The following is a 20,976-nucleotide window of genomic DNA, read 5'->3' on the forward strand; positions in this document are numbered from 1 at the left end:
ATTGCATAACCTTGCATAACCCTTGCCCGGCTTACATGGCGCCGCGTCGGGCGGGTTCTGGCGCCAGGAAACGGGCAACGCATGAACGAATCCCAAGACTCCACCTACGACTCCAGCAACATCAAGGTCCTCAAGGGCCTGGAAGCCGTACGCAAACGGCCAGGCATGTACATCGGTGATACCGATGACGGCACCGGCCTGCACCACATGGTGTTCGAGGTGGTCGACAACGCGATCGACGAAGCGCTGGCCGGCTATTGCGACCGGGTGACGGTGACCATCCACGAGGATGGTTCGGTAAGCATCAGCGACAACGGCCGTGGCATCCCGGTGGACATGCACCCCGAGGAAGGGCGCTCCACCGCGGAAGTGGTGATGACGGTGCTGCACGCCGGCGGCAAGTTCGACGCCAACTCGTACAAGGTCTCCGGCGGCCTGCATGGCGTGGGCGTCTCGGTGGTAAACGCCTTGAGCGAGCACCTGTGGCTGACGATCTACCGCAACGGCCTGGAGCACCTGCAGGAATATTCCCTGGGTGAACCGCTGTACCCGCTGAAGGTGGTCGGTCCCTCCACCAAGCGCGGCACCCTGGTGCGCTTCCTGCCGAGCCCGGCAACCTTCACCAACAACATCGAGTTCCACTACGAAGTGCTGGCCAAACGCCTGCGCGAGCTGTCATTCCTGAATTCCGGCGTCACCATCGTGCTGACCGACGAGCGCGGCGACGGCCGACAGGACACGTTCGCCTACGAAGGCGGCATCCGCTCTTTCGTGCAGCATTTGGCGCAATTGAAGACGGCGCTGCACCCCAACGTGATCAGCCTCACCGCGGAACACGACGGCATCGTGGTGGAAGTGGCCATGCAGTGGACCGATTCCTACCAGGAAACGATGTTCTGCTTCACCAACAACATCCCGCAGCGCGATGGCGGCACCCACCTCACCGGTTTCCGCGCGGCACTGACACGCTCGTTACAGAACTACATCGAAAAGTCCGGCATTGCCAAGAGCGCCAAGGTCATGCCTTCGGGCGATGACATGCGCGAGGGCATGATCGCGGTGCTGTCGGTGAAGGTGCCCGATCCGAAATTCTCGTCGCAGACCAAGGACAAGCTGGTGTCGTCCGAGGTCAAGACGGTGGTGGAGCAGGTCGTCAACGAAAAGTTGGGCGAATTCCTGCTGGAACACCCCAACGAGGCCAAGGCGATCGCCTCCAAGGTGGTCGACGCCGCCCGCGCCCGCGAGGCTGCACGCAAGGCCCGCGAGATGACCCGCCGCAAGGGCGCGCTGGACATCGCCGGTCTGCCCGGCAAGCTGGCCGACTGTCAGGAGAAGGACCCGGCCTTGTGCGAACTGTTCCTGGTCGAGGGTGATTCCGCCGGCGGCTCGGCCAAGCAGGGCCGCAACCGCAAGACCCAGGCTGTGCTGCCGTTGAAGGGCAAGATCCTCAACGTGGAAAAGGCGCGCTTCGATCGCATGCTGTCCTCGGCCGAGGTGGGCACGCTGATCACCGCGCTGGGCACCGGCATCGGCAAGGACGAGTACAACCCGGACAAGTTGCGCTACCACCGCATCATCCTGATGACCGATGCGGACGTCGACGGCTCGCACATCCGCACCCTGCTGCTGACCTTCTTCTACCGCCAGATGCCCGAACTGATCGAGCGCGGCCACATCTACATCGGCCTGCCGCCGCTGTACAAGGTGAAGCAGGGCAAGCAGGAGCTGTACATCAAGGACGACACCGCGCTGAACGACTACCTGATCTCCAGCGCCGTCGACAACGCCTCGCTGACCTACAGCCCGGATGCGCCGCCGATCACCGGCGAAGCACTGGAGAAACTGCTGCGCGGCTACCAGTACGCCCAGGACCAGATCGCCAAGCTGGCCCATCGCTTCGACGCGGCGGTGCTCAACGCGCTGCTGGAACATCCGCCGATCGAACCGGCGCTGTGGGCCGATGCGACCGCCATGCAAGCCTGGCTGGACGGCGCCGCGCAGCGCCTGGCCGCCAGCGGGCTCGGCAAGCCGCACTACCGCCTGTCCCTGCGCCCCGGCCACGATGAACATCCGCCGGCGATCGAGGTGGTGAAGGAACAGCATGGCCTCAGCCATACCTGGTTCCTGCCGCAGCCGTTCTTCAGCAGCAACGAGTTCCGCCCGTTGCTGGCGATCAGCCAGCAGATTGCGGGCCTGATCCAGCCCGAAGCGGTCGTGCGTCGCGGCAACGCGTCGCGCGGCGTGCTGAATTTCGTCGATGCCCGCAACTGGCTGCTGGACGAGGCGAAAAAAGGCCGCAGCATCCAGCGCTTCAAGGGCCTGGGTGAAATGAACCCGGAGCAGCTGTGGGACACCACGGTCAACCCCGACACCCGCCGCATGCTGCAAGTGGGTATCGAGGACGCCATCGCCGCCGATCAGATCTTCTCCATGCTGATGGGCGAGGCGGTGGAACCGCGCCGCGACTTCATCGAAACCAATGCGTTGAAGGTGGCGAACCTGGACATCTAAGCGCGTCGGGCAATCGCGAATGTGATGCCCGGCTCGGCTTCGTCCGATCAAATATGTCCGGAAAAAGGTGGACAATCCGAAAGGTTCGCGCTAGAAACATCTAAGTAATTGAAATACTTAATGTTTATTTTATAAATCAACGCTTGTCACCGTGCGCCGGGACGCGCTACGCTCAGCGACCCCTCACGCGTCAGCGTGAACCCCCTAACCACGAGGACCGTCATGAAGCCCTTTCATCTGTTTCGGACGCTGGCTGGCGCGACCGTCGCGCTGGCCCTGATCAGCAGCCCGCTGATGGCGCGCCCGCACAAGGCGGACACCGACAAGAAGGAAGCGTTGTATCCCGACGCGACCCGTGAAGCGCCCAAGCTCGACCTGACCAGCAAGAAGGATCAGAAGGCGATCAACGAAGGCCTCGATGCGGTCAGCCTGGGTGACAAGGCAAAAGCCGAACAGGTGCTGGAGCCGATCGTCGAAAGCAGCAAGAGCAAATATGCCCAGGCTCTGGCGCTGCAAGGGCTGGCCAACCTCAAGTACAACGACGGCGACGTCAAGGGCGCCATCGGCACCTTGCAGAAATCGCTGGCCATCGGCGTGATGCCCAACGACACCTACTTCCAGTTGCTCTACGAACTGGCGCAATTCCAGATGGCCGACGAGCAATACCAGGCGACGCTGGACACCATTGCGAAATGGCGCGCCGAGGGCAAGAAGGAAACCGCCGACTCGTACGCACTCGAAGGCAACGCCTACTACCGGCTGGAGAAATACCCCGAGGCGATTGCGGCCGTCCAGAAGGCCAAATCGATGACCGACAAGCCGAAGGAAAGCTGGGACCAGATCCTGATGGCCAGCTATGCGCAAAGCGGCCAGAAAGACCAGGCGATGAAGCTGGCGCAGGAGCAGCTCGCTGCCAACCCGAATGATCCGGAGGCCCGCGCCAATGCCGTATCGGTGCTGGTCAATGCCGAAAAATATCCCGAGGCCATCCAGCTGCTGGAGAAGGCCCGCGCCGCAGGCACGTTGACCGACGAAAAGGACAACATGACCCTGGCCAAGCTCTACCTGCTGCAGGCGCAGAGCAGCAATGACCCGGCACCGAACGCGGCGAAGGCGGCCCAGGTGCTCCAGGACGGCATCGCCAAGCACACGATCACCGGCAACAGCGAGACCTACAAGCTCATGGGTCAGTCGTACGAGATGGCCGGCAATTCGGACAAGGCGATCGCCTCGTACAACCTGGCACTGCCGCAGGCTACCGATGGCGAATCCGCCCTGCGCGCCGCGCATCTGCTGATGGTGGAAAACAAGTTCAGCCAGGCGAAGCCGCTGCTTGAACAGGCGATCCAGAAGGGCGTGAAGCACAAGGGCACGGCCTACATGTTGCTGGCCGAGACCGAACGTGGCCTCAAGAACAAGCCGGCAGCGATCGCCGCCATGAAGCAGGCAGCGCAGCAGCCGGAAACCGCAGAAAAGGCCAAGGCGTGGCTTAAAACCGCTGGTGTGAGCAAGTAAACAGCCCTGCGCACCCGTGAAGCAGATGGACGTCCATTTGCGTTATTCACGGGTGCTATACAAATGCCTCGTGCTGTTGTACCGTTGAAAATTCTTCCCCGCGTATCCCCAGCGGCGAGTGCTGTCCGAGAGGGCAAGGCTCGACCCATGCGCTGCGGCACGTCCACTCCGATTGACTAGCTTCAGAAAGTTGACAGATGGCCTCTAGTAACGAAGAAAACGGGCGTGAACCATTCAGTTGGAAACGCACCTGGGCGTTGGCAGTGGCCGTCGGGCTGCATGCTTTCGCGTTCCTGTTGCTGATCGCGCCGATGGCGCCACATCAGAAAGAACAGAAAGCCAAGGAACACATCGTCCAGGTGAGCTTCATTCCGCCGCCGCCGCCGCCGCCACCGCCGCCGCCGCCGCCGCCGGAACCGCCAAAACAGCCGCCACCGAAAATCATCAAGCAGGTCGTGCCGCCGCCGACACCGCCGCCGCCGGCTCCGCCGCCGGCAGTGGAAGAGGTGTCGCAGATGGCCGTGCAGGCTCCGCCGCCGGCACCACCGGCACCGCCCGCACCGCCGACCGAGATCACGGCCAGCCAGGATCTGAGCTACAACAGCCGTATCCAGCCGCGGTACCCGCCACAGGCGATCCGCATGCGGCACGAGGGTACGGTAGTGTTGATGATCCTGGTGGGCACGGATGGTTCGCCGAAGGACATCAAGGTCGACAAATCCAGCGGTTTCCACGAGCTTGATCGTGCGGCTATGGACGCAGCACGACGCTGGCGCTTCAATCCCACAGTACGAAACGGACAAAAGGTCGAGGGGTACGCTCGCGTTCCCGTCAACTTCAATCTCAACCAGATGTAATCGGGCTCCTCCGGTCACATTCTCAGTTCACGCTTGACTTCCCTAGGGTAGCGTTATGTTCCTACAGACTCCTGCACCGTCCGATGCCACTCCCGTCATGGGTGGCAATACCAACGCCGAAGCCATGAAACAGATGGGCTTCGCCAACCTGGCACAGAACTTCGACTGGCTTGGCTGGGTGGTTTTCATCACGCTGGTCGTGATGTCGTTCCTTTCCTGGTACTTCATCATTGCCAACGGTATCCGCAACGCCCAGGTGCGTTCGCGTGCCGACAAGGTGATCAACGATTTCTGGGGCAACGCCTCCACCCAGGACGCCATCCGTGAGCTGGAAGCCCAGCCCAAGGGCGAACCGTTCTCCAAGATCGCGCTGGATGCCGCTTCCGCGGTTGCCCATCACCAGCAGTCGGTTGCCGGTGCGCCGGGTCGCCTGGCCGAATCGCTGAGCCGTTCGGAATTCATCGACCGTGCCCTGCGCCAGGCCGTGGCCCGCGAGAGCCTCCGTCTGGAAGGCGGTCTCACCCTGCTCGCCACCGTGGGTTCGGCAGCACCGTTCGTCGGTCTGCTCGGTACCGTGTGGGGCATCTACCACGCGCTGATCGGCATTGCTGCTACCGGCAACGCGTCGATGAACGCCGTGGCAGGTCCGGTCGGTGAGGCTCTGATCATGACCGCGTTTGGTCTGTTCGCCGCTATCCCGGCGCTGTTCGCGTTCAACTTCTTCAACCGCTCGAACCGTCTGACCTACGCTCGTTTCGACGAATTCGCGCACGACCTTCATGACTTCTTCGCCACCGGTTCGCGCGTCGAAAGCCAGAAGTGAGGGATTGACCCATGGGCATGAGTACCGGTGGCAATAACGGCGGGCCGATGTCGGAAATCAACGTTACGCCGCTCGTCGACGTGATGTTGGTTCTCCTGATCATCTTCATGATTACCGCGCCGCTGATGTCACACAGCATCACGATTGACCTGCCTACCGCCAATCCGAAGGTGAAGGACGATGAAATGCCGGTGCCGCCGCTGGATCTTGCGATCAAGCAGGATGGCAGCTTGTACTTCAACGATCACCCGGTCACGGATGTGGAGTTGCGGGCACAGTTCGCGGTGAACGCGCAGAAGTCGCCGCAGCCGGAACTGCAGATCCGTGCGGACAAGACAACCGAGTACAAGATTGTGCGCAAGGTTCTTGGCGACGCCAAGGACGCTGGCATGGTCCATGTCGGGTTCATGACGACCGGCAAGGAGTAACGAGATGGCATTCAGTACCAATACCAGTGGACCGATGTCGGAGATCAACGTTACCCCGTTGGTCGACGTGATGCTGGTGCTGTTGATCATCTTCATGATCACGGCGCCGGTACTCGCCCACAAGATCAAGGTCGATCTGCCGCAGCCGAATCCGAACGTGATCAATCCACCGAATCCGCTCGATCCCATTCGACTGAAGATCGATGCCGGTGGTGGGTTCTACTGGAACGACACGCCGGTCGATGAGCTGGGACTCAAGGCGCAGCTGGCGGTCATCGCCCAGCAGACCAATCAGCCGGAGATCCAGATCAACGCGGCCGATACGGTGGCTTACGAGTACGTGGCGCGCGTGCTGGCTGACGCGAAAAGCTACAACCTCGTAAAGATCGGCTTCACCGAAGGCGATTGATCCGGTCAACAACCGGTTGCATGAGATAAACAAAAAACCCCGCTTCGGCGGGGTTTTTTGTGGGTGGAAATCGAACCCGTTGTATCGGAAATCGCCTTCGCTACGCGCCGGCGGCGCGCCACGACGACTCAGCGCAGGATCTGCAGGTAGTTGCGTACGGTGACGGCAAGGCCTTCGTACAGGGCTTCGCCGATCAGCGCATGGCCGATGGAGACTTCCGCCAGACCGGGGATGGCTGCCTTGAACGTGCCCAGGTTTTTCTGGCTGAGATCGTGGCCGGCGTTGACCGCCAGGCCAGCCTGCTGCGCGCACCGCGCCGTGGTGACGCAAGCTTCCAGTGCCAGGCCAGGGGCATCTTCGGCGAACGCCTTGGCATAGGGGCCGGTATAGATCTCGATGCGTTGCACGCCGATCGCCGCAGCCTGCTCGAAGGCTCGGGTCGTGTTGTCCGCGTCGACGAACAGGCTGACACGGCACCCCAGTTCGCAGAGTTCGGCGACGAGCGGACGCAGCCGTTCGATGTCGCGCAGGATATCGAAGCCGTGGTCGGAGGTGATCTGCCCGTCGCTGTCCGGTACCAGGGTGACCTGGGTCGGACGCACTTCGCGCGCCAGCGCGATCAAGCCGGGGTAGGCGCCGCGCGGACCGGCAAACGGATTGCCCTCGATGTTGTATTCGACCCGGCCGCGCAGCAGGGTGGCCAGCGCACGCACGTCGTCGGGTCGGACATGACGCAGGTCCGGCCGCGGGTGCACCGTGATTCCGCCGCAGCCCGCCTCGATGCAGGTGCGTGCCGCCTGGCAGATATCGGGTTCGGTATCACCGCGCGAATTGCGAAGGACCGCGATCTTGTTGAGATTGACGCTGAGCAAAGTCATGGCGGAGTCGATGCAGGTGGCGGAGGCAACGGCTGATCGGATGCGGAATCGCTGCGTGGCCGAAAACAGTGCACCAATCAAACGGCGCTGGCAAGCGCCCTCAGCCGAATCCGTCGCGCCTCACCACGCCATGCCAGCGCACCGACAAAAGCCTGGCCCAGCGCAAGCGGCTGCAGCTGCCAACCGCCCACATCCTCGCCATCGAACCGACGCAGCTGGATCAGTGCGTCGTCGCCGACGACGCTGAGCCGATCCAGGCCGAACGACAGTCCGTGGCCATGCGCTTTCAGAAGCGCTTCCTTGGCCGTCCATATATCAAGGAAAACCCCGCCGCGACGCTCGGGTGCGGCGCTGGCCAGCACCGCAATTTCGTCGTCGCTGAAAAACCGCTGTGCGATTTCCAGCGCCTTGGGCCGCGGACGCCGGCGCTCGATGTCCACGCCTGGCGTGATGCCGCGGGCGACGGCGATCAGTGCGTGGTCGCCGCTGTGCGACCAGTTGAAATCTAGCGCATCATCGTGAATCGAGGCCAGGGCTGGCCGGCCATGGTCGCCCTCGCGCAACTCCACCGCGGACGGATCGATGGCGAGGTAGCGGGCCAACAGCCGGATCAGCGGCCGGCGACCCTCGGCGCGTTGATAATCCAGTTTCCACACGTGGATCTCGTCATCGTGCAGGGGCTCTGCTACGTTGCCAAGGCGGGGTGTGTCGGCGATCGTCATTCCACCATGGTGACGTTCACCGTGCAGGGGTACAAGCACGGCGCGGCCTGCTCATCGGCGCGACCGGCTACCGTGCAAGTCGCCACAGCGAGGCGCCGTCGGGGGCTTTCGGTGTCGACGCCGCCCACGCGAAACGTCATCGAGGCAGCGTCGTTCGTTTGCCGGGAGAGGGGCTTGATACAGGGTTGGCTGCTGCTGCTGGTATCGCTCCTGTATGTGGGCGTGCTGTTCGTGGTTGCCTACGCGGGCGATCGCCGGCCGCTCTACCCGCGCCAGCCGAAACTGCGTCCCGTCATCTACAGTTTTGCGCTGGCGGTGTACTGCTCGTCTTGGACGTTCTACGGTGCGGTCGGAACGGCGGCGCGCGACGGCCTGGCCTACCTGCCGATCTACCTGGGGCCGATCCTGCTGTTCGTGTTCGGCTTCGGCTTGATGCAGCGGATCGTGCGGATCGTGGGCCAGCGCAACATCACCTCGATCGCCGACTTCATCGGCGCGCGGTTCGGCAAGTCCCATGGCCTGGCGGCGCTGGTAGCTGTCATTGCGGTGACTGCCGTAGTGCCGTACATCGCATTGCAGTTCAAGGCCGTGGCCATGTCGTATGGCGTGCTCGGCGGGCATGCGTCGGTGCCGCTGCCGGCGGATGGCGTGGACAGCGCGTTGTGGTGTGCGGCGCTGCTGGCGGTGTTCGCGATCCTGTTCGGTACGCGCAGCATCGATGCGACCGAACACCATCACGGCATGATGCTGGCGATCGCGCTGGAGTCGTTGATCAAGCTGGTGGCGTTCGTGGCTTTGGCCGGTTACGCGCTATGGCGTGGGCCGGGTCTGGTGGCCACGGTGCAACTGCCGATGGACCAGCTCAGCCACGGGCTCTCGTCGGGCTTTCTGGCGCAAACCATGTTGGCGTTCTGCGCCATGTTCTGCCTGCCGCGCCAGTTCCAGATCGGCGTGGTGGAATGCGAGGAAGTCGATGACCTGAAGCGCGCGCGCTGGATGGTGCCGATCTACCTGGCCATCATCAGCATGGCGGTGCTGCCCATCGTGGCAGCGGGCACGCACATGCCCGTCGTGCGTGATGGCGCCGCCGATGCCTGGGTGCTCACGCTGCCGCTGGCGTACGGGGACAGCGGCGTCGCCCTGCTGGCCTTCATCGGTGGATTCTCCGCGGCGACCGGCATGGTGATCGTGGCCTCGGTGGCGCTGTCCACCATGATCAGCAACGACCTGGTGATGCCCGCGTTGTTGCGTATCCGCTGGTTGCGGCTGGAACAGCGCGATGACTTGTCGCAGCTGGTGCTGGCCGTGCGCCGGGTGGCCATCGTGGCGTTGGCGTTGATGGCCTACGTCTACTACCGGCTGGCGGCCAACGCGGAAAACCTGGCGGCTACCGGATTGCTGGCCTTCGCCGCAGTGGCGCAGTTCGCGCCCGCGTTGATTGCCGCCCTGTACTGGCGCGGGGCCAGTCGCCGCGGCGTGGTCACCGGTTTGCTCAGTGGCTTCGCGGTCTGGGGTTACACCTTGCTGCTGCCGGCGCTGAGCCGCTCGGGTGCATGGCTGCAGCATGGCCCGCTAGGCCTGGGCTGGCTGCGACCGCAGGCGCTGTTCCAGCTCAGCGGCTGGGACCCGGTGATGCACGGCACGTTCTGGTCGTTGCTGGTGAACGTGGGCTGCCTTGTGTTCGTGTCGTTGCGCTTTCGGCCCAGCCTGGAGGAGCGCCTGCACGCGGCGGTGTTCATCGATGCCGACCCGGCCGGGCGGGGCGGGCCGGGCGATTGGCGCGGCCGTGTGGTGGTGGGCGACCTGCGCACCATCGCCGAACGCATCGTGGGCGAGCGCAGCGCCCGGCGGGCGTTCGATGAATACGGGACGCGGCGCGAGCGGCCGCTGCTGGCGGGCGAGACGGCGGACCGGGCATTGATCCAGTACACCGAGCGCCTGTTGGCCTCGGCGGTGGGCGCGGCCAACGCGCGGCGCATCCTGATCGGCGCGCTGTCCGGCAGCGGGCTGGACCTGGCCGAGTCGATGGCGCTGATGGACGAGGCGTCGCAGGAGCTGCGCTTCAACCGCGAGCTGCTTTCCACCACGCTGGAGAACGTGTCGCAGGGAATCAGCGTGGTCGATGCGGACATGCGCCTGGTCGCGTGGAACCGCCGCTACCTGGAACTCTTCGACTACCCCGACGGCATGGTCCACGTGGGCGTGCCGGTGGCCGACCTGATCCGCCGCAACGCGGAGCTCGGCGAATGTGGCCCCGGCGAAGTGGACGGCCATGTGGCCAAACGCATCGACTACATGCGGGCCGGCTCGTCGCACCTGTTCCAGCGCACACGACCGGATGGCACCGTGATCGAGATGCGTGGGCGCGCGCTGCCGGGCGGCGGCTACGTCACCACGTATACCGATGTCACCGCCTACAAGCATGCCGAGCAGGCCCTGATCGAGGCCAACGAAACCCTGGAACTGCGGGTGGAGCAGCGCACCGCGGAGCTGTCCGAATCCCTGGTCGCCACGGCGCATGCCCGCCGGGCGGCGGAAACGGCCAACATCTCCAAGACCCGCTTCCTGGCCGCGGCCAGCCACGATTTGTTGCAACCGCTGAACGCGGCGCGGCTGTTCACCTCGGCCCTGCGCCAGCATCCGGGGCTGGATGCCGAAGCCAGCCAGCTGGCCGAACGCATCGACGCCTCGTTCCGCTCCGCCGAGGACCTGCTCGACGCCTTGCTCGATACGTCGCGCCTGGATACGGGCAGCTACCGGCCCGAAGTGAGCGGCTTCGCGCTGGCGGAACTGTTCGAATCGCTGCAGGCGCAGTTCGCCGTGGTGGCCGAGCAACGTGGCCTGAAACTGCGGGTGGCGACGACCCGCCTCGCCGTGCGCAGCGATCCGCAGCTGTTGCGACGCGTGCTGCAGAACTTTCTCTCCAATGCCTTGCGCTACACGCGCCAGGGCGGCGTGCTGCTGGGCGCGCGGCGGATGGGCGACGAGGTGCGGATCGAAGTGTGGGACTCGGGCCCCGGCATCGCGGCGGAGCAGCGGGCGCGCATCTTCGACGAGTTCCAGCGGCTGGAGCAGCCGTCACCGTGGGGCGAGAAAGGGCTGGGCCTGGGCCTGTCGATCTGCGATCGGCTGGCCGGTATTCTCGGCCATCGGCTCGACCTGCATTCGCGCCCCGGCCATGGCAGCTGCTTCGCGGTCACCGTGCCGCGCAATGAACCGGTGGCGCCGCGGCGGCACAAGATCCTGCAGCGTGGGCCGGATGCACGGCTGCCGCTGACCGTGCTGTGCCTGGACAACGATGAATCCATCCTCGATGGCATGCGTGCACTGCTCGGTCGATGGGGCGTGGATTGCCGCACCGCGGTGGACGTGACGCAGGCGCGCATCGAATTGCAACGCGGGCCGGTCGACCTGATCCTCGCCGACTACCATCTGGCCGACGACACCGATGGCTTGCAGGCATTGGGGCAATTGCGGGCCGACTTCGCGCAGTTGCCGCCGGCGGCCATCATCACCGCCGATGGCAGTGTCGAGCTGAAACAGCGGGCGCGGGCGTTGGGCTATCCGTTGCTGCACAAGCCGGTGAAGCCGGCGGCGTTGCGGGCATTGCTGGCTTCGCCGCTGCGGCCGCAGGGTAGCGGCGACTAACAACGGGGGGCGGGAGTTCGGCAGGTAATCACTGCGCTGCGCGCCGGATGGCGCGCAGCGTATCGTCGGTATCAGCTCAACGCGGCAGCGTAGAAACGCCCATCAGGAACTCGTCCACGGCGTGGGCGCACTGGCGCCCCTCGCGGATCGCCCAGACCACCAGCGATTGCCCGCGACGCATGTCGCCGGCGGCGAACACCTTGTCGACGCTGGTGCGGTAGCTGGCGGCGCCGTCGGTGCTGGCCTTGGCATTGCCGCGGGCGTCCTTGTCCACGCCGAACGCATCCAGCACCGCCTGCACGGGCGACACGAAGCCCATCGCCAGCAGCACCAGGTCGGCGGCGATCTCGAATTCGCTGCCGGCGACTTCGCTCATCTTGCCGTCCTTCCATTCCAGCCGTACGCCGGTGAGGCTCTTCACGTTGCCCTTGCCGTCGTCGTTGAAGTGCTTGGTGGCCACGGACCAGTCGCGCTGGCAACCTTCCTCATGCGAGGTCGATGTGCGCAGGCGCAGCGGCCAGTACGGCCACACCAGTGGCTTGTTCTCCTGCGCCGGCGGTTGCGGCAGCAGCTCGAACTGGGTCACCGAAATCGCGCCTTGGCGGTTGGAGGTGCCCACGCAGTCGGAGCCGGTATCGCCGCCGCCAATCACCACCACCTTCTTGGCGGTGGCCAGCGTCTGGTGCTTCAGCCTATCACCGGCCACCACCTTGTTCTGCTGCGGCAGGAAATCCATCGCGAAATGGACCCCCTTCAGCTCGCGCCCGGGCACCGGCAGGTCGCGCGGCGTTTCGGAGCCGCCGGCGATGACCACCGCGTCGAACTCGGCCTGCAATTGCTCGGGCGTGACCGCCTCGACCTTGCCGTAGCGGGCGGCGTCCGCCGCCGCACCCACGAAGACGCTGGTGCGAAACTGCACACCCTCGGCGCGCATCTGCTTCACGCGCCGGTCGATATGGCTTTTTTCCAGCTTGAAATCGGGGATGCCGTAGCGCAGCAGGCCGCCGACGCGGTCATTCTTCTCGAACACGGTCACCGCATGGCCCACCCGCGCCAGCTGCTGCGCGGCGGCCAGGCCGGCCGGGCCGGAACCGACCACGGCGACTTTCCAGCCGGTCTTGATGGCGGCCGGCTGCGGCGTGACCCAGCCCTCCTCCCACGCCTTGTCGATGATCTTGTGCTCGATCGACTTGATGCCCACCGCGTCGCTGTTGATGTTCAGCGTGCAGGCGGCCTCGCACGGGGCGGGGCAGATGCGGCCGGTGAACTCGGGGAAGTTGTTGGTGGAATGCAGCACCTCGATCGCGTGCTTCCAGTCCTGCCGGTACACCAGGTCGTTGAAGTCCGGAATGATGTTGTTGACAGGGCAGCCGTTGTGACAGAACGGGATGCCGCAATCCATGCAGCGCGCGCCCTGGACTTTCGCCTGCTCATCAGTCAGCTGCTGGGTGAATTCGCGCCAGTGCTTGAGCCGCTGCGTGGGTACCTCGGCGGTTTCCGCCTGACGGGGGTATTCGAGAAAGCCGGTAATCTTGCCCATTGTCTATTCCTTCGCGGGTCAGGCCGTGGCCTTCTCGGTGGATGCCAGTACGGCGCGCTGGTGCAGTTCGGAAAGTGCGCGGCGGTATTCGGCCGGCATCACCTTGACGAAACGCGCACGCGCGGTCGGCCAATCGTGCAGGATCTCCTTGGCGCGGAAGCTGCCGGTGTAGCGGAAATGCGCTTCCACCAGTCGCCGCACGATCGCCTCGTCGGTTTCGCCCGTGGCGCCGCGCGCGCCGGCATGCCACAACTCGCGCGGGATGCGCAGTTCCTGCTCCACGCCCGACAGCAGCGGCTCGATGCCGACCATCGCCAGGTTGCATTTGTGCTCGAAGACGCCGTCGGGGTCGTAGACGTAGGCCACGCCGCCGGACATGCCCGCGGCGAAATTGCGGCCGGTGTCGCCCAGCACCACCACGGTGCCGCCGGTCATGTATTCGCAGCCGTGGTCGCCCACGCCCTCGACCACCGCGGTGCAACCGGAGTTGCGCACCGCGAAGCGTTCGCCGGCCACGCCGTTGAAATACGCCTCGCCTTCGGTGGCGCCGTACAGCACGGTGTTGCCCACGATGATGTGCTCGGGGCCGAAGCCGTGGAAGTCGTTCGGCGAGCGCACGACGATGCGGCCGCCGGACAGGCCCTTGCCGACGTAGTCGTTGGCTTCGCCGACCAGGTCCAGGGTGATGCCGCGGGCCAGGAACGCGCCGAAGCTCTGCCCGCCGACACCGTCCAGCTGGATGTGGATGGTGTCGTCCGGCAAGCCGACGTGGCCGTAGCGACGCGCCACTTCACCGGACAACATCGTGCCCACGGTGCGATTGACGTTGCGCACGCTGACGATGAAGCTGGTCTTTTCGCCATGCTCCAGCGCCGGCTGTGCCTTGTCGATCAGGGTGTGGTCGAGTGCCTTGCCGGTGGCGCGATCCAGGCCGTGATCCTGCTCGGCGACATGGCGCACGGCCACGTCCGCGGGAACCTCCGGGCGATGGAACACGCGGCTGAAGTCCAGCCCGCTGGCTTTCCAGTGCGCGATGCTCTGGCGCGTGTCGAGCAGGTCGGCGCGGCCGACCAGGTCTTCGAAGCGGCGGATGCCCAGCTGCGCCATCAGCGCACGGGCCTCCTCGGCGACAAAGAAGAAGTAATTCACGACGTGCTCGGGCTTGCCCGAGAACTTCTTGCGCAGCACCGGGTCCTGCGTGGCCACGCCGACCGGGCAGGTATTGAGGTGGCATTTGCGCATCATGATGCAGCCCTCCACCACCAGCGGGGCGGTGGCGAAGCCGAACTCGTCGGCGCCCAGCAGCGCGCCGATCACCACGTCGCGGCCGGTCTTCATCTGGCCATCGGCCTGCACCCGGATGCGCCCGCGCAGGTGGTTCAGCACCAGCGTCTGCTGGGTTTCGGCCAAGCCCAGTTCCCACGGCGTGCCGGCATGCTTGATCGACGACCACGGCGAGGCGCCGGTGCCGCCGTCATGACCGGCAATCACCACATGGTCGGCCTTGCACTTGGCCACGCCCGCGGCCACCGTGCCCACGCCCACTTCCGACACCAGCTTCACCGAGATCGAGGCCTGCGGGTTGCAGTTCTTCAGGTCGTGGATGAGCTGGGCCAGATCCTCGATGGAGTAGATGTCGTGATGCGGCGGTGGCGAAATCAGGCCCACACCCGGCACCGAGAAGCGCAGCTGCGCGATGTAGTCGGACACCTTGTGACCCGGCAGCTGGCCGCCTTCGCCCGGCTTGGCGCCCTGCGAGATCTTGATCTGGATCTGGTCGGCGGACATCAGGTAGGCCGCGGTGACACCGAAGCGGCCCGAGGCCACCTGCTTGATGCGCGAGCGCAGCGAATCGCCATCCTGCAACACCAGGTCGCGCTCGATGTGCGCCGCGCCGAGCAGGCCGGCAACGGTGTCGCCCTGCTTGATCGCGATGCCGCGCTGCTCGTTCTGGTAGCGCGCCTCGTCCTCACCGCCTTCGCCGGTGTTGGACTTGCCGCCGATGCGGTTCATCGCGATCGCCAGCGTGGTGTGCGCCTCGGTGGAGATCGAGCCCAGCGACATCGCGCCGGTGACGAAACGCTTGACGATTTCCTTCGCCGGCTCGACCTCGTCCAGCGGGATCGCCGCGGCCGGGTCGATGCGGAACTCGAACAGGCCGCGCAGCGTCATGTGGCGCTTGGACTGGTCGTTGATGAGCTGCGCGTATTCCTTGTAGGTCTGGCCGTTGTTGGAGCGCGTGGCGTGCTGCAGCTTGGCCACCACGTCCGGCGTCCACATGTGCTCGTCGCCGCGCACGCGCCAGGCGTACTCGCCGCCCGGGTCCAGCCGATCGGCCAGCACCGGGTCGTCGCTGTAGGCGGCGGCGTGCGTGCGCAGGGCTTCCTCGGCCACTTCGAACAGGCCGATGCCCTCGATGTTGGAGGTGGTGCCGGTGAAATACTTGTCGATCAACTCGCGGTTCAGGCCCACGGCCTCGAAGATCTGCGCGCCGGTGTAGGACATGTAGGTGGAGATGCCCATCTTGGACATCACCTTCTGCAGGCCCTTGTTGATCGCCTTGATGTAGTTGGTGATCGCCTTTTCCGGCTTCACCTCGCCACTGGCGCAGACGTGCGCCAGGGTTTCCATCGCCAGGTAGGGATGGATCGCTTCGGCGCCGTAGCCGGCCAGCAGGGCGAAGTGGTGCACCTCACGGGCGGAACCGGTTTCCACCACCAGGCCAGTGCTGGTGCGCAGGCCCATCGTTACCAGATGCTGGTGCACGGCAGAGGTGGCCAACAACGCCGGGATGGCCACGCGCTCGCGGCTGGCGCCGCGGTCGGAGACGATCAGGATGTTGTGGCCAAGGCGGATCGCGTCGGTGGCCTGGGCGCACAGCGAAGCCAGCCGCGCCTCGATGCCGGCCTTGCCCCATGCCGCGGGGTAGCTGATGTCCAGCTCGAAGCTGCGGAACTTGCCCTTGGAGTAGCGCTCGATGTCGCGGATCTTGGCCATCTCGGCGAAGTCCAGCACCGGCTGCGATACCTCGAGCCGCAACGGCGGGTTGATGTTGTTGATGTCCAGCAGGTTCGGCTTCGGGCCGATGAAGGACACCAGCGACATCACCATCTGTTCGCGGATCGGGTCGATCGACGGGTTGGTGACCTGCGCGAACAGCTGGCGGAAATACTGGTACAGCGACTTGTTCTTGTCCGACAGCACGGCCAGCGGCGAGTCGTTGCCCATCGCGCCGATGGCTTCCTCGCCCGCCTGCGCCATCGGCAGCAGCTGGAACTTCAGGTCTTCCTGCGAGTAGCCGAACGCCTGCTGGCGATCGAGCAGGGTCTCGGTGGAACGTGGCTCCGTGCGCGCCGCCGGCAGATCGTCCAGCTTGATCCGGATGTGTTCGATCCACTGCTTGTACGGCTTGGCGTTGGCCAGCTGATCCTTCAGCTCCTTGTCGTCGATGATGCGGCCCGCTTCCATGTCGATCAGCAGCATCTTGCCCGGCTGCAACCGCCACTTCTTCACGATGCGCGATTCCGGTACCGGCAGCACGCCGGCCTCGGAGGCCAGGATCACCAGGTCGTCGTCGGTGATCACGTAGCGCGCCGGGCGCAGGCCGTTGCGGTCCAGCGTGGCGCCCACCTGGCGGCCATCGGTGAAGGCGATCGCGGCGGGGCCGTCCCACGGCTCCATCATCGCGGCGTGGTATTCGTAGAACGCGCGACGGTTGTCGTCCATCAGCGTGTGACGTTCCCAAGCCTCGGGAATCATCATCATCATCGCCTGCGACAGCGGGTAACCGCCCATCGTCAGCAATTCGAGGCAGTTGTCGAACGACGCCGTGTCGGACTGGCCGGGGTAGATCAGCGGCCACAGCTTCTGCAGGTCGTCGCCCAGCACGGGCGAGGAGATCGCGCCGGTGCGCGCGTTGATCCAGTTGACGTTGCCCTTGACCGTGTTGATCTCGCCGTTGTGGGCGATCATGCGGTACGGATGGGCCAGCTCCCACGCGGGGAAGGTGTTGGTGGAGAAGCGCTGGTGCACCATCGCCAGTGCCGACACCGTGCGCGGGTCGGCCAGGTCGAGGTAGTACTGGCCCACCTGGCCGGCCAGCAGCAGGCCCTTGTAGACGACCGTGCGGGTCGACATCGAGGGCACGAAGTATTCCTGGCCGTGCTTCAGGTGCAGCGCGCGGATGGCGTGGCTGGAGGTCTTGCGGATCACGTAGAGCTTCCGCTCCAGCGCGTCGGGCACCATGATGTCCGGGCCGCGACCGATGAAGATCTGGCGGATCACCGGCTCGCGCGCCTTCACCGCGGGCGACATCGGCATCGCATCGTCCACGCGCACGTCGCGCCAGCCCAGCACCACTTGCCCCTCGGCGTGCACCGAGCGCTCCAGCTCCTGCTCGCAGGCCAGCCGGGAGGCGTGTTCCTTGGGCAGGAACACCATGCCCACGCCGTATTCGCCCGGGGGCGGCAGCACCACGCCCTGCGCCGCCATCTCCTCGCGGTAGAAGCCGTCGGGGATCTGGATCAGGATGCCGGCGCCATCGCCCATCAACGGGTCGGCGCCGACGGCGCCGCGATGGTCCAGGTTGCGCAGGATCATTAATCCCTGCTGGACGATTTCGTGCGTTTTCCTACCCTTGATATGGGCGACGAAACCCACGCCACAGGCGTCATGTTCATTGCTTGGGTCGTAAAGACCCTGTGCGCGCGGTTGTTCCATGTGTCGATCCCGGAAAAAGGGGAGTATCGACTATAGTGCGCTGCAACAAAAAAGCAAGAAAAATCAAATAGCCGTATATGAGGCCGAACCGGAAGCGCCGATCAGCCCGAAAAAAGGGCAAACGACCGTACGAATTTCCGACCTTGCCGGCGTCTGCCCGGCGCTCGCTCAGCCGGCGCCGTCCGGCAGCGGCGGCGGGCTTTGCTGGTCCACCGCCAGATGGCTGGCGACCAATGCCACCTGGGTGCGGTTGCCGACCCCCAGCTTGCGCATGATCGCGGTCATGTGCGCCTTCACGGTGGCTTCGGAGACGCCCAGCTCCCAGGCAATCTGCTTGTTGAGCAGGCCCTCGGCGATCATCGTCATCACCCGGAACTGCTGCGGAGTCAGCGTCGCCACCTGGGCGGCGACGGCGGCTTCGTCCGGTGGCAGTTCGGCCGCGGCGCCCACCAGCGTCGGCGGCAGCCAGACGTCGCCATCGAGCACGGCGCGGATCGCCGCCACGATGTCTTCGCCGGGACTGGACTTGGGGATGTAAGCCGACGCGCCGTGACCCAGCGCGCGGCGCGCCACCTGCGGCTCCTCGTGACCGGAGACCACGATGGTCGGCAGGCCCGGATACTGGCCGCGGATATGCGCCAGCGCGGAATAGCCGCGGGCACCGGGCATGTGCAGATCCAGCAGCAACAGGTCCGCGTCGGGCAGCCGTTCGATCAACGCCAGCAAGGCATGCACGCTGTCGGCCGCATGCACCTGCGCCTGCGGCACCGCCGTCAATACCGCCCGCTGCAACGCATCGCGAAACAGCGGGTGGTCATCGGCGATCAGGATGTCGGGCATGGGGAGAGCCGGGAGTAGGGAATGGGGAATAGGGAATGGATGTACGAGGTTTGCGGGGAAGTGCGCGCTTGCGCACCGATTCCCCATTCTCCATTCCCCATTCCCGGTACTACTTGATCAACCGCTCATCCACCAGGTTCTGCACTACGCCGGGGTCGGCCAGGGTGGTGATGTCGCCCAGCTGGTCGGGTTTGTTCTCGCCGATCTTGCGCAGGATGCGGCGCATGATCTTGCCCGAGCGGGTCTTGGGCAGGCCCGGCGCCCACTGCAGGTAATCGGGCGTGGCGATGGGGCCGATTTCCTTGCGCACCCAGGCGACCAGTTCCTTGCGCAGGTCGTCGCTGCCGGTTTCGCCGACCACCAGGGTGACGTAGGCGTAGATGCCCTGGCCCTTGATGTCGTGCGGGCAGCCGACCACGGCGGCCTCGGCTACCTTCGGGTGGGACACCAGCGCGCTTTCCACCTCGGCGGTGCCCAGGCGGTGGCCGCTGACGTTGATCACGTCATCGACGCGGCCGGTGATCCAGTAGTAGCCGTCTTCGTCGCGGCGCACGCCGTCGCCCGAGAAGTAGTTGCCGGGGTAGGCGCTGAAATAGGTGTCGATGAAGCGCTGGTGGTCGCCGTAGATGGTGCGCACCTGGCCCGGCCACGAGGTGGTGATCAGCAGATTGCCCTCGGCCTCGCCTTCCAGCACCTTGCCGTCGGCATCGACGATGGCGGGGGTTACGCCGAAGAACGGTCGCGTGGCGGAGCCGGGCTTGGTGGCGATGGCGCCGGGCAGCGGCGAGATCATGATGCCGCCGGTTTCGGTCTGCCACCAGGTGTCCACAATGGGGCAGCGGTTTTCGCCGACCACGCGGTTGTACCACTCCCAGGCCTCGGGGTTGATCGGCTCGCCGACCGAGCCCAGCAGGCGCAGCGACTTGCGCGAGGTCTTCTTCACCGGCTCCTCGCCTTCGCGCATGAGCGCGCGGATCGCGGTGGGCGCGGTGTAGAACAGGCTGACCTTGTGCTTGTCGATCACCTGCCAGAAGCGGCTGTGGTCAGGGTAGTTCGGCACGCCCTCGAACATCACCGTGGTGGCGCCGTTGCAGAGCGGGCCGTACACCACGTAGCTGTGGCCGGTGACCCAGCCCACGTCGGCGGTGCACCAGTAGACGTCGTCCTCGCGCAGGTCGAACACCAGCTCGTGGGTGTAGCTGATGTAGACCAGGTAGCCGCCCGTGGTGTGCAGCACGCCCTTGGGCTTGCCGGTGGAGCCGGAGGTGTACAGCACGAACAGCGGGTGCTCGGCCTCGACCGGGGTGGGTGCGCAATCGGTGGACTGGCCCTCCATCAGCGTGTGGTACCAGCGGTCGCGCGGCGACTGCATGTTGATCGGGCCGCCGGTGTGGCGCACCACGATCACGGTTTCCACGCTGCTGGTGCCGGGGCGTTCCAGCGCGGCGTCCACGTTGACCTTCAGCGGGATGTGCTTGCTGGCGCGCAGGCCTTCGTCGGCGGTGATCACCACCTTGGCTTTTGAATCGACGATGCGGCCGGCCAGCGAATCGGGCGAGAAGCCGCCGAACACCACCGAGTGGATTGCGCCGATGCGGGCGCAGGCCAGCATCGCCACCGCCGCCTCCGGAATCATCGGCAGGTAGATCGCGATGCGGTCGCCCTTGACCACGCCGAGGTTCTTCAGCGTGTTGGCGAACTTGCACACTTCGGCATGCAGCTCGCGGTAGGTGATGCGGCGCGAGTCCTTTGGGTCATCGCCCTCGAAGATGATCGCCACCTTGTCGCCGCGCTTTTCCAGCTGGCGGTCGAGGCAGTTGGCGCTGACATTGAGCTGGCCGTCCTCGTACCAGCGGATGTGCAGGTCGGACGGGTCGAACGAGACATCCTTGATCCTGGTCGGCGGCTTGATCCAGTCGACGCGCTGGCCGATGCGCTTCCAGAACCCTTCCGGGTCCTTGATCGATTCGTCGTAAAGACGCGCGTAATCGTCCGCGCTGACGCGCGCCGCCGCGGCGAATTCGGGGTTGACCGGATAAAGCTTGGACATGGCTGGCCTCCTGCTGGCCGCCGCATGGGCGGCATC

The 20,976-nt window shown here is 65.3% G+C and carries 13 protein-coding genes; 7 read left to right on the forward strand and 6 right to left on the reverse strand.

Features of this window, described 5'->3' with window-relative positions:
* The first annotated feature begins 81 nt into the window (after positions 1-81).
* The 6 genes from gyrB to ASD68_RS12060 all read left to right on the forward strand — a co-directional run bounded on the left by gyrB (position 82) and on the right by ASD68_RS12060 (position 6,543).
* A complete protein-coding gene (gene gyrB, locus ASD68_RS12035) occupies positions 82-2,511 on the forward strand; it encodes a DNA topoisomerase (ATP-hydrolyzing) subunit B (RefSeq protein WP_056607059.1) in 2,430 nt (809 codons plus the stop codon).
* Between the two features lie 222 nt (positions 2,512-2,733).
* Positions 2,734-4,026: a tetratricopeptide repeat protein gene (locus tag ASD68_RS12040; RefSeq protein ID WP_056607061.1), complete on the forward strand. Its 1,293-nt coding sequence runs from the start codon at positions 2,734-2,736 to the stop codon at positions 4,024-4,026.
* Positions 4,027-4,223: 197 nt separating this feature from the next.
* Positions 4,224-4,883 (forward strand): energy transducer TonB, encoded by a 660-nt coding sequence (locus tag ASD68_RS12045; protein ID WP_040671100.1) that lies wholly within the window; start codon positions 4,224-4,226, stop codon positions 4,881-4,883.
* 97 nt (positions 4,884-4,980) lie between these two features.
* Entirely contained in the window at positions 4,981-5,706 is a 726-nt protein-coding gene (locus ASD68_RS12050; RefSeq protein WP_056083465.1) for a MotA/TolQ/ExbB proton channel family protein, read from the forward strand.
* A gap of 11 nt (positions 5,707-5,717) precedes the next feature.
* Complete coding sequence (locus tag ASD68_RS12055; protein ID WP_007082486.1) at positions 5,718-6,134, forward strand: biopolymer transporter ExbD; 417 nt, start codon at positions 5,718-5,720, stop codon at positions 6,132-6,134.
* A gap of 4 nt (positions 6,135-6,138) precedes the next feature.
* Complete coding sequence (locus tag ASD68_RS12060) at positions 6,139-6,543, forward strand: biopolymer transporter ExbD (RefSeq protein ID WP_056083467.1); 405 nt, start codon at positions 6,139-6,141, stop codon at positions 6,541-6,543.
* A 128-nt stretch (positions 6,544-6,671) separates the two neighbouring features.
* Here the strand turns inward: ASD68_RS12060 and ASD68_RS12065 are convergent, their stop codons facing one another.
* Both ASD68_RS12065 and ASD68_RS12070 read right to left on the reverse strand, forming a co-directional pair.
* Positions 6,672-7,421, reverse strand: a complete 750-nt coding sequence (locus ASD68_RS12065) for a pyridoxine 5'-phosphate synthase (protein WP_056084271.1) — start codon at positions 7,419-7,421, stop codon at positions 6,672-6,674.
* 77 nt (positions 7,422-7,498) lie between these two features.
* On the reverse strand, positions 7,499-8,143 hold the full coding sequence (locus tag ASD68_RS12070; RefSeq protein ID WP_056607066.1) for a 4'-phosphopantetheinyl transferase superfamily protein: 645 nt from the start codon (positions 8,141-8,143) through the stop codon (positions 7,499-7,501).
* A gap of 174 nt (positions 8,144-8,317) precedes the next feature.
* Between ASD68_RS12070 and ASD68_RS12075 the strand changes: the two genes are divergently transcribed.
* Positions 8,318-11,791 carry a PAS domain-containing hybrid sensor histidine kinase/response regulator gene (locus tag ASD68_RS12075; protein WP_200945381.1) on the forward strand — a complete coding sequence of 1,158 codons (3,474 nt, stop codon included), beginning with the start codon at positions 8,318-8,320 and terminating at the stop codon, positions 11,789-11,791.
* A 76-nt stretch (positions 11,792-11,867) separates the two neighbouring features.
* Here the strand turns inward: ASD68_RS12075 and ASD68_RS12080 are convergent, their stop codons facing one another.
* The 4 genes from ASD68_RS12080 to acs form a co-directional block, all read right to left on the reverse strand.
* On the reverse strand, positions 11,868-13,331 hold the full coding sequence (locus ASD68_RS12080; protein ID WP_056607068.1) for a glutamate synthase subunit beta: 1,464 nt from the start codon (positions 13,329-13,331) through the stop codon (positions 11,868-11,870).
* Positions 13,332-13,349: 18 nt separating this feature from the next.
* Positions 13,350-18,050, reverse strand: coding sequence for a glutamate synthase-related protein (locus ASD68_RS12085; protein WP_056607071.1), 4,701 nt, complete (start codon positions 18,048-18,050; stop codon positions 13,350-13,352).
* Positions 18,051-18,218: 168 nt separating this feature from the next.
* Positions 18,219-18,890: a response regulator transcription factor gene (locus tag ASD68_RS12090; protein ID WP_056083485.1), complete on the reverse strand. Its 672-nt coding sequence runs from the start codon at positions 18,888-18,890 to the stop codon at positions 18,219-18,221.
* A gap of 109 nt (positions 18,891-18,999) precedes the next feature.
* On the reverse strand, positions 19,000-20,940 hold the full coding sequence (acs, locus tag ASD68_RS12095) for an acetate--CoA ligase (RefSeq protein WP_056084277.1): 1,941 nt from the start codon (positions 20,938-20,940) through the stop codon (positions 19,000-19,002).
* Positions 20,941-20,976: the final 36 nt, after the last annotated feature.

Origin of the sequence: Rhodanobacter sp. Root627, assembly GCF_001427835.1 — a bacterium.
GTDB lineage: Bacteria > Pseudomonadota > Gammaproteobacteria > Xanthomonadales > Rhodanobacteraceae > Rhodanobacter > Rhodanobacter ginsenosidimutans.

Coding starts and splice junctions, on each gene's coding strand:
- ASD68_RS12045 (WP_040671100.1), top strand. CDS start 4,224: ATGGCCTCTAGTAACGAAGAAAACGGGCGTGAACCATTCAGTTGGAAA.
- gyrB (WP_056607059.1), top strand. CDS start 82: ATGAACGAATCCCAAGACTCCACCTACGACTCCAGCAACATCAAGGTC.
- ASD68_RS12040 (WP_056607061.1), top strand. CDS start 2,734: ATGAAGCCCTTTCATCTGTTTCGGACGCTGGCTGGCGCGACCGTCGCG.
- ASD68_RS12085 (WP_056607071.1), bottom strand. CDS start 18,050: ATGGAACAACCGCGCGCACAGGGTCTTTACGACCCAAGCAATGAACAT.
- ASD68_RS12050 (WP_056083465.1), top strand. CDS start 4,981: ATGGGTGGCAATACCAACGCCGAAGCCATGAAACAGATGGGCTTCGCC.
- ASD68_RS12080 (WP_056607068.1), bottom strand. CDS start 13,331: ATGGGCAAGATTACCGGCTTTCTCGAATACCCCCGTCAGGCGGAAACC.
- ASD68_RS12090 (WP_056083485.1), bottom strand. CDS start 18,890: ATGCCCGACATCCTGATCGCCGATGACCACCCGCTGTTTCGCGATGCG.
- ASD68_RS12065 (WP_056084271.1), bottom strand. CDS start 7,421: ATGACTTTGCTCAGCGTCAATCTCAACAAGATCGCGGTCCTTCGCAAT.
- ASD68_RS12055 (WP_007082486.1), top strand. CDS start 5,718: ATGGGCATGAGTACCGGTGGCAATAACGGCGGGCCGATGTCGGAAATC.
- ASD68_RS12060 (WP_056083467.1), top strand. CDS start 6,139: ATGGCATTCAGTACCAATACCAGTGGACCGATGTCGGAGATCAACGTT.
- ASD68_RS12070 (WP_056607066.1), bottom strand. CDS start 8,143: ATGACGATCGCCGACACACCCCGCCTTGGCAACGTAGCAGAGCCCCTG.
- acs (WP_056084277.1), bottom strand. CDS start 20,940: ATGTCCAAGCTTTATCCGGTCAACCCCGAATTCGCCGCGGCGGCGCGC.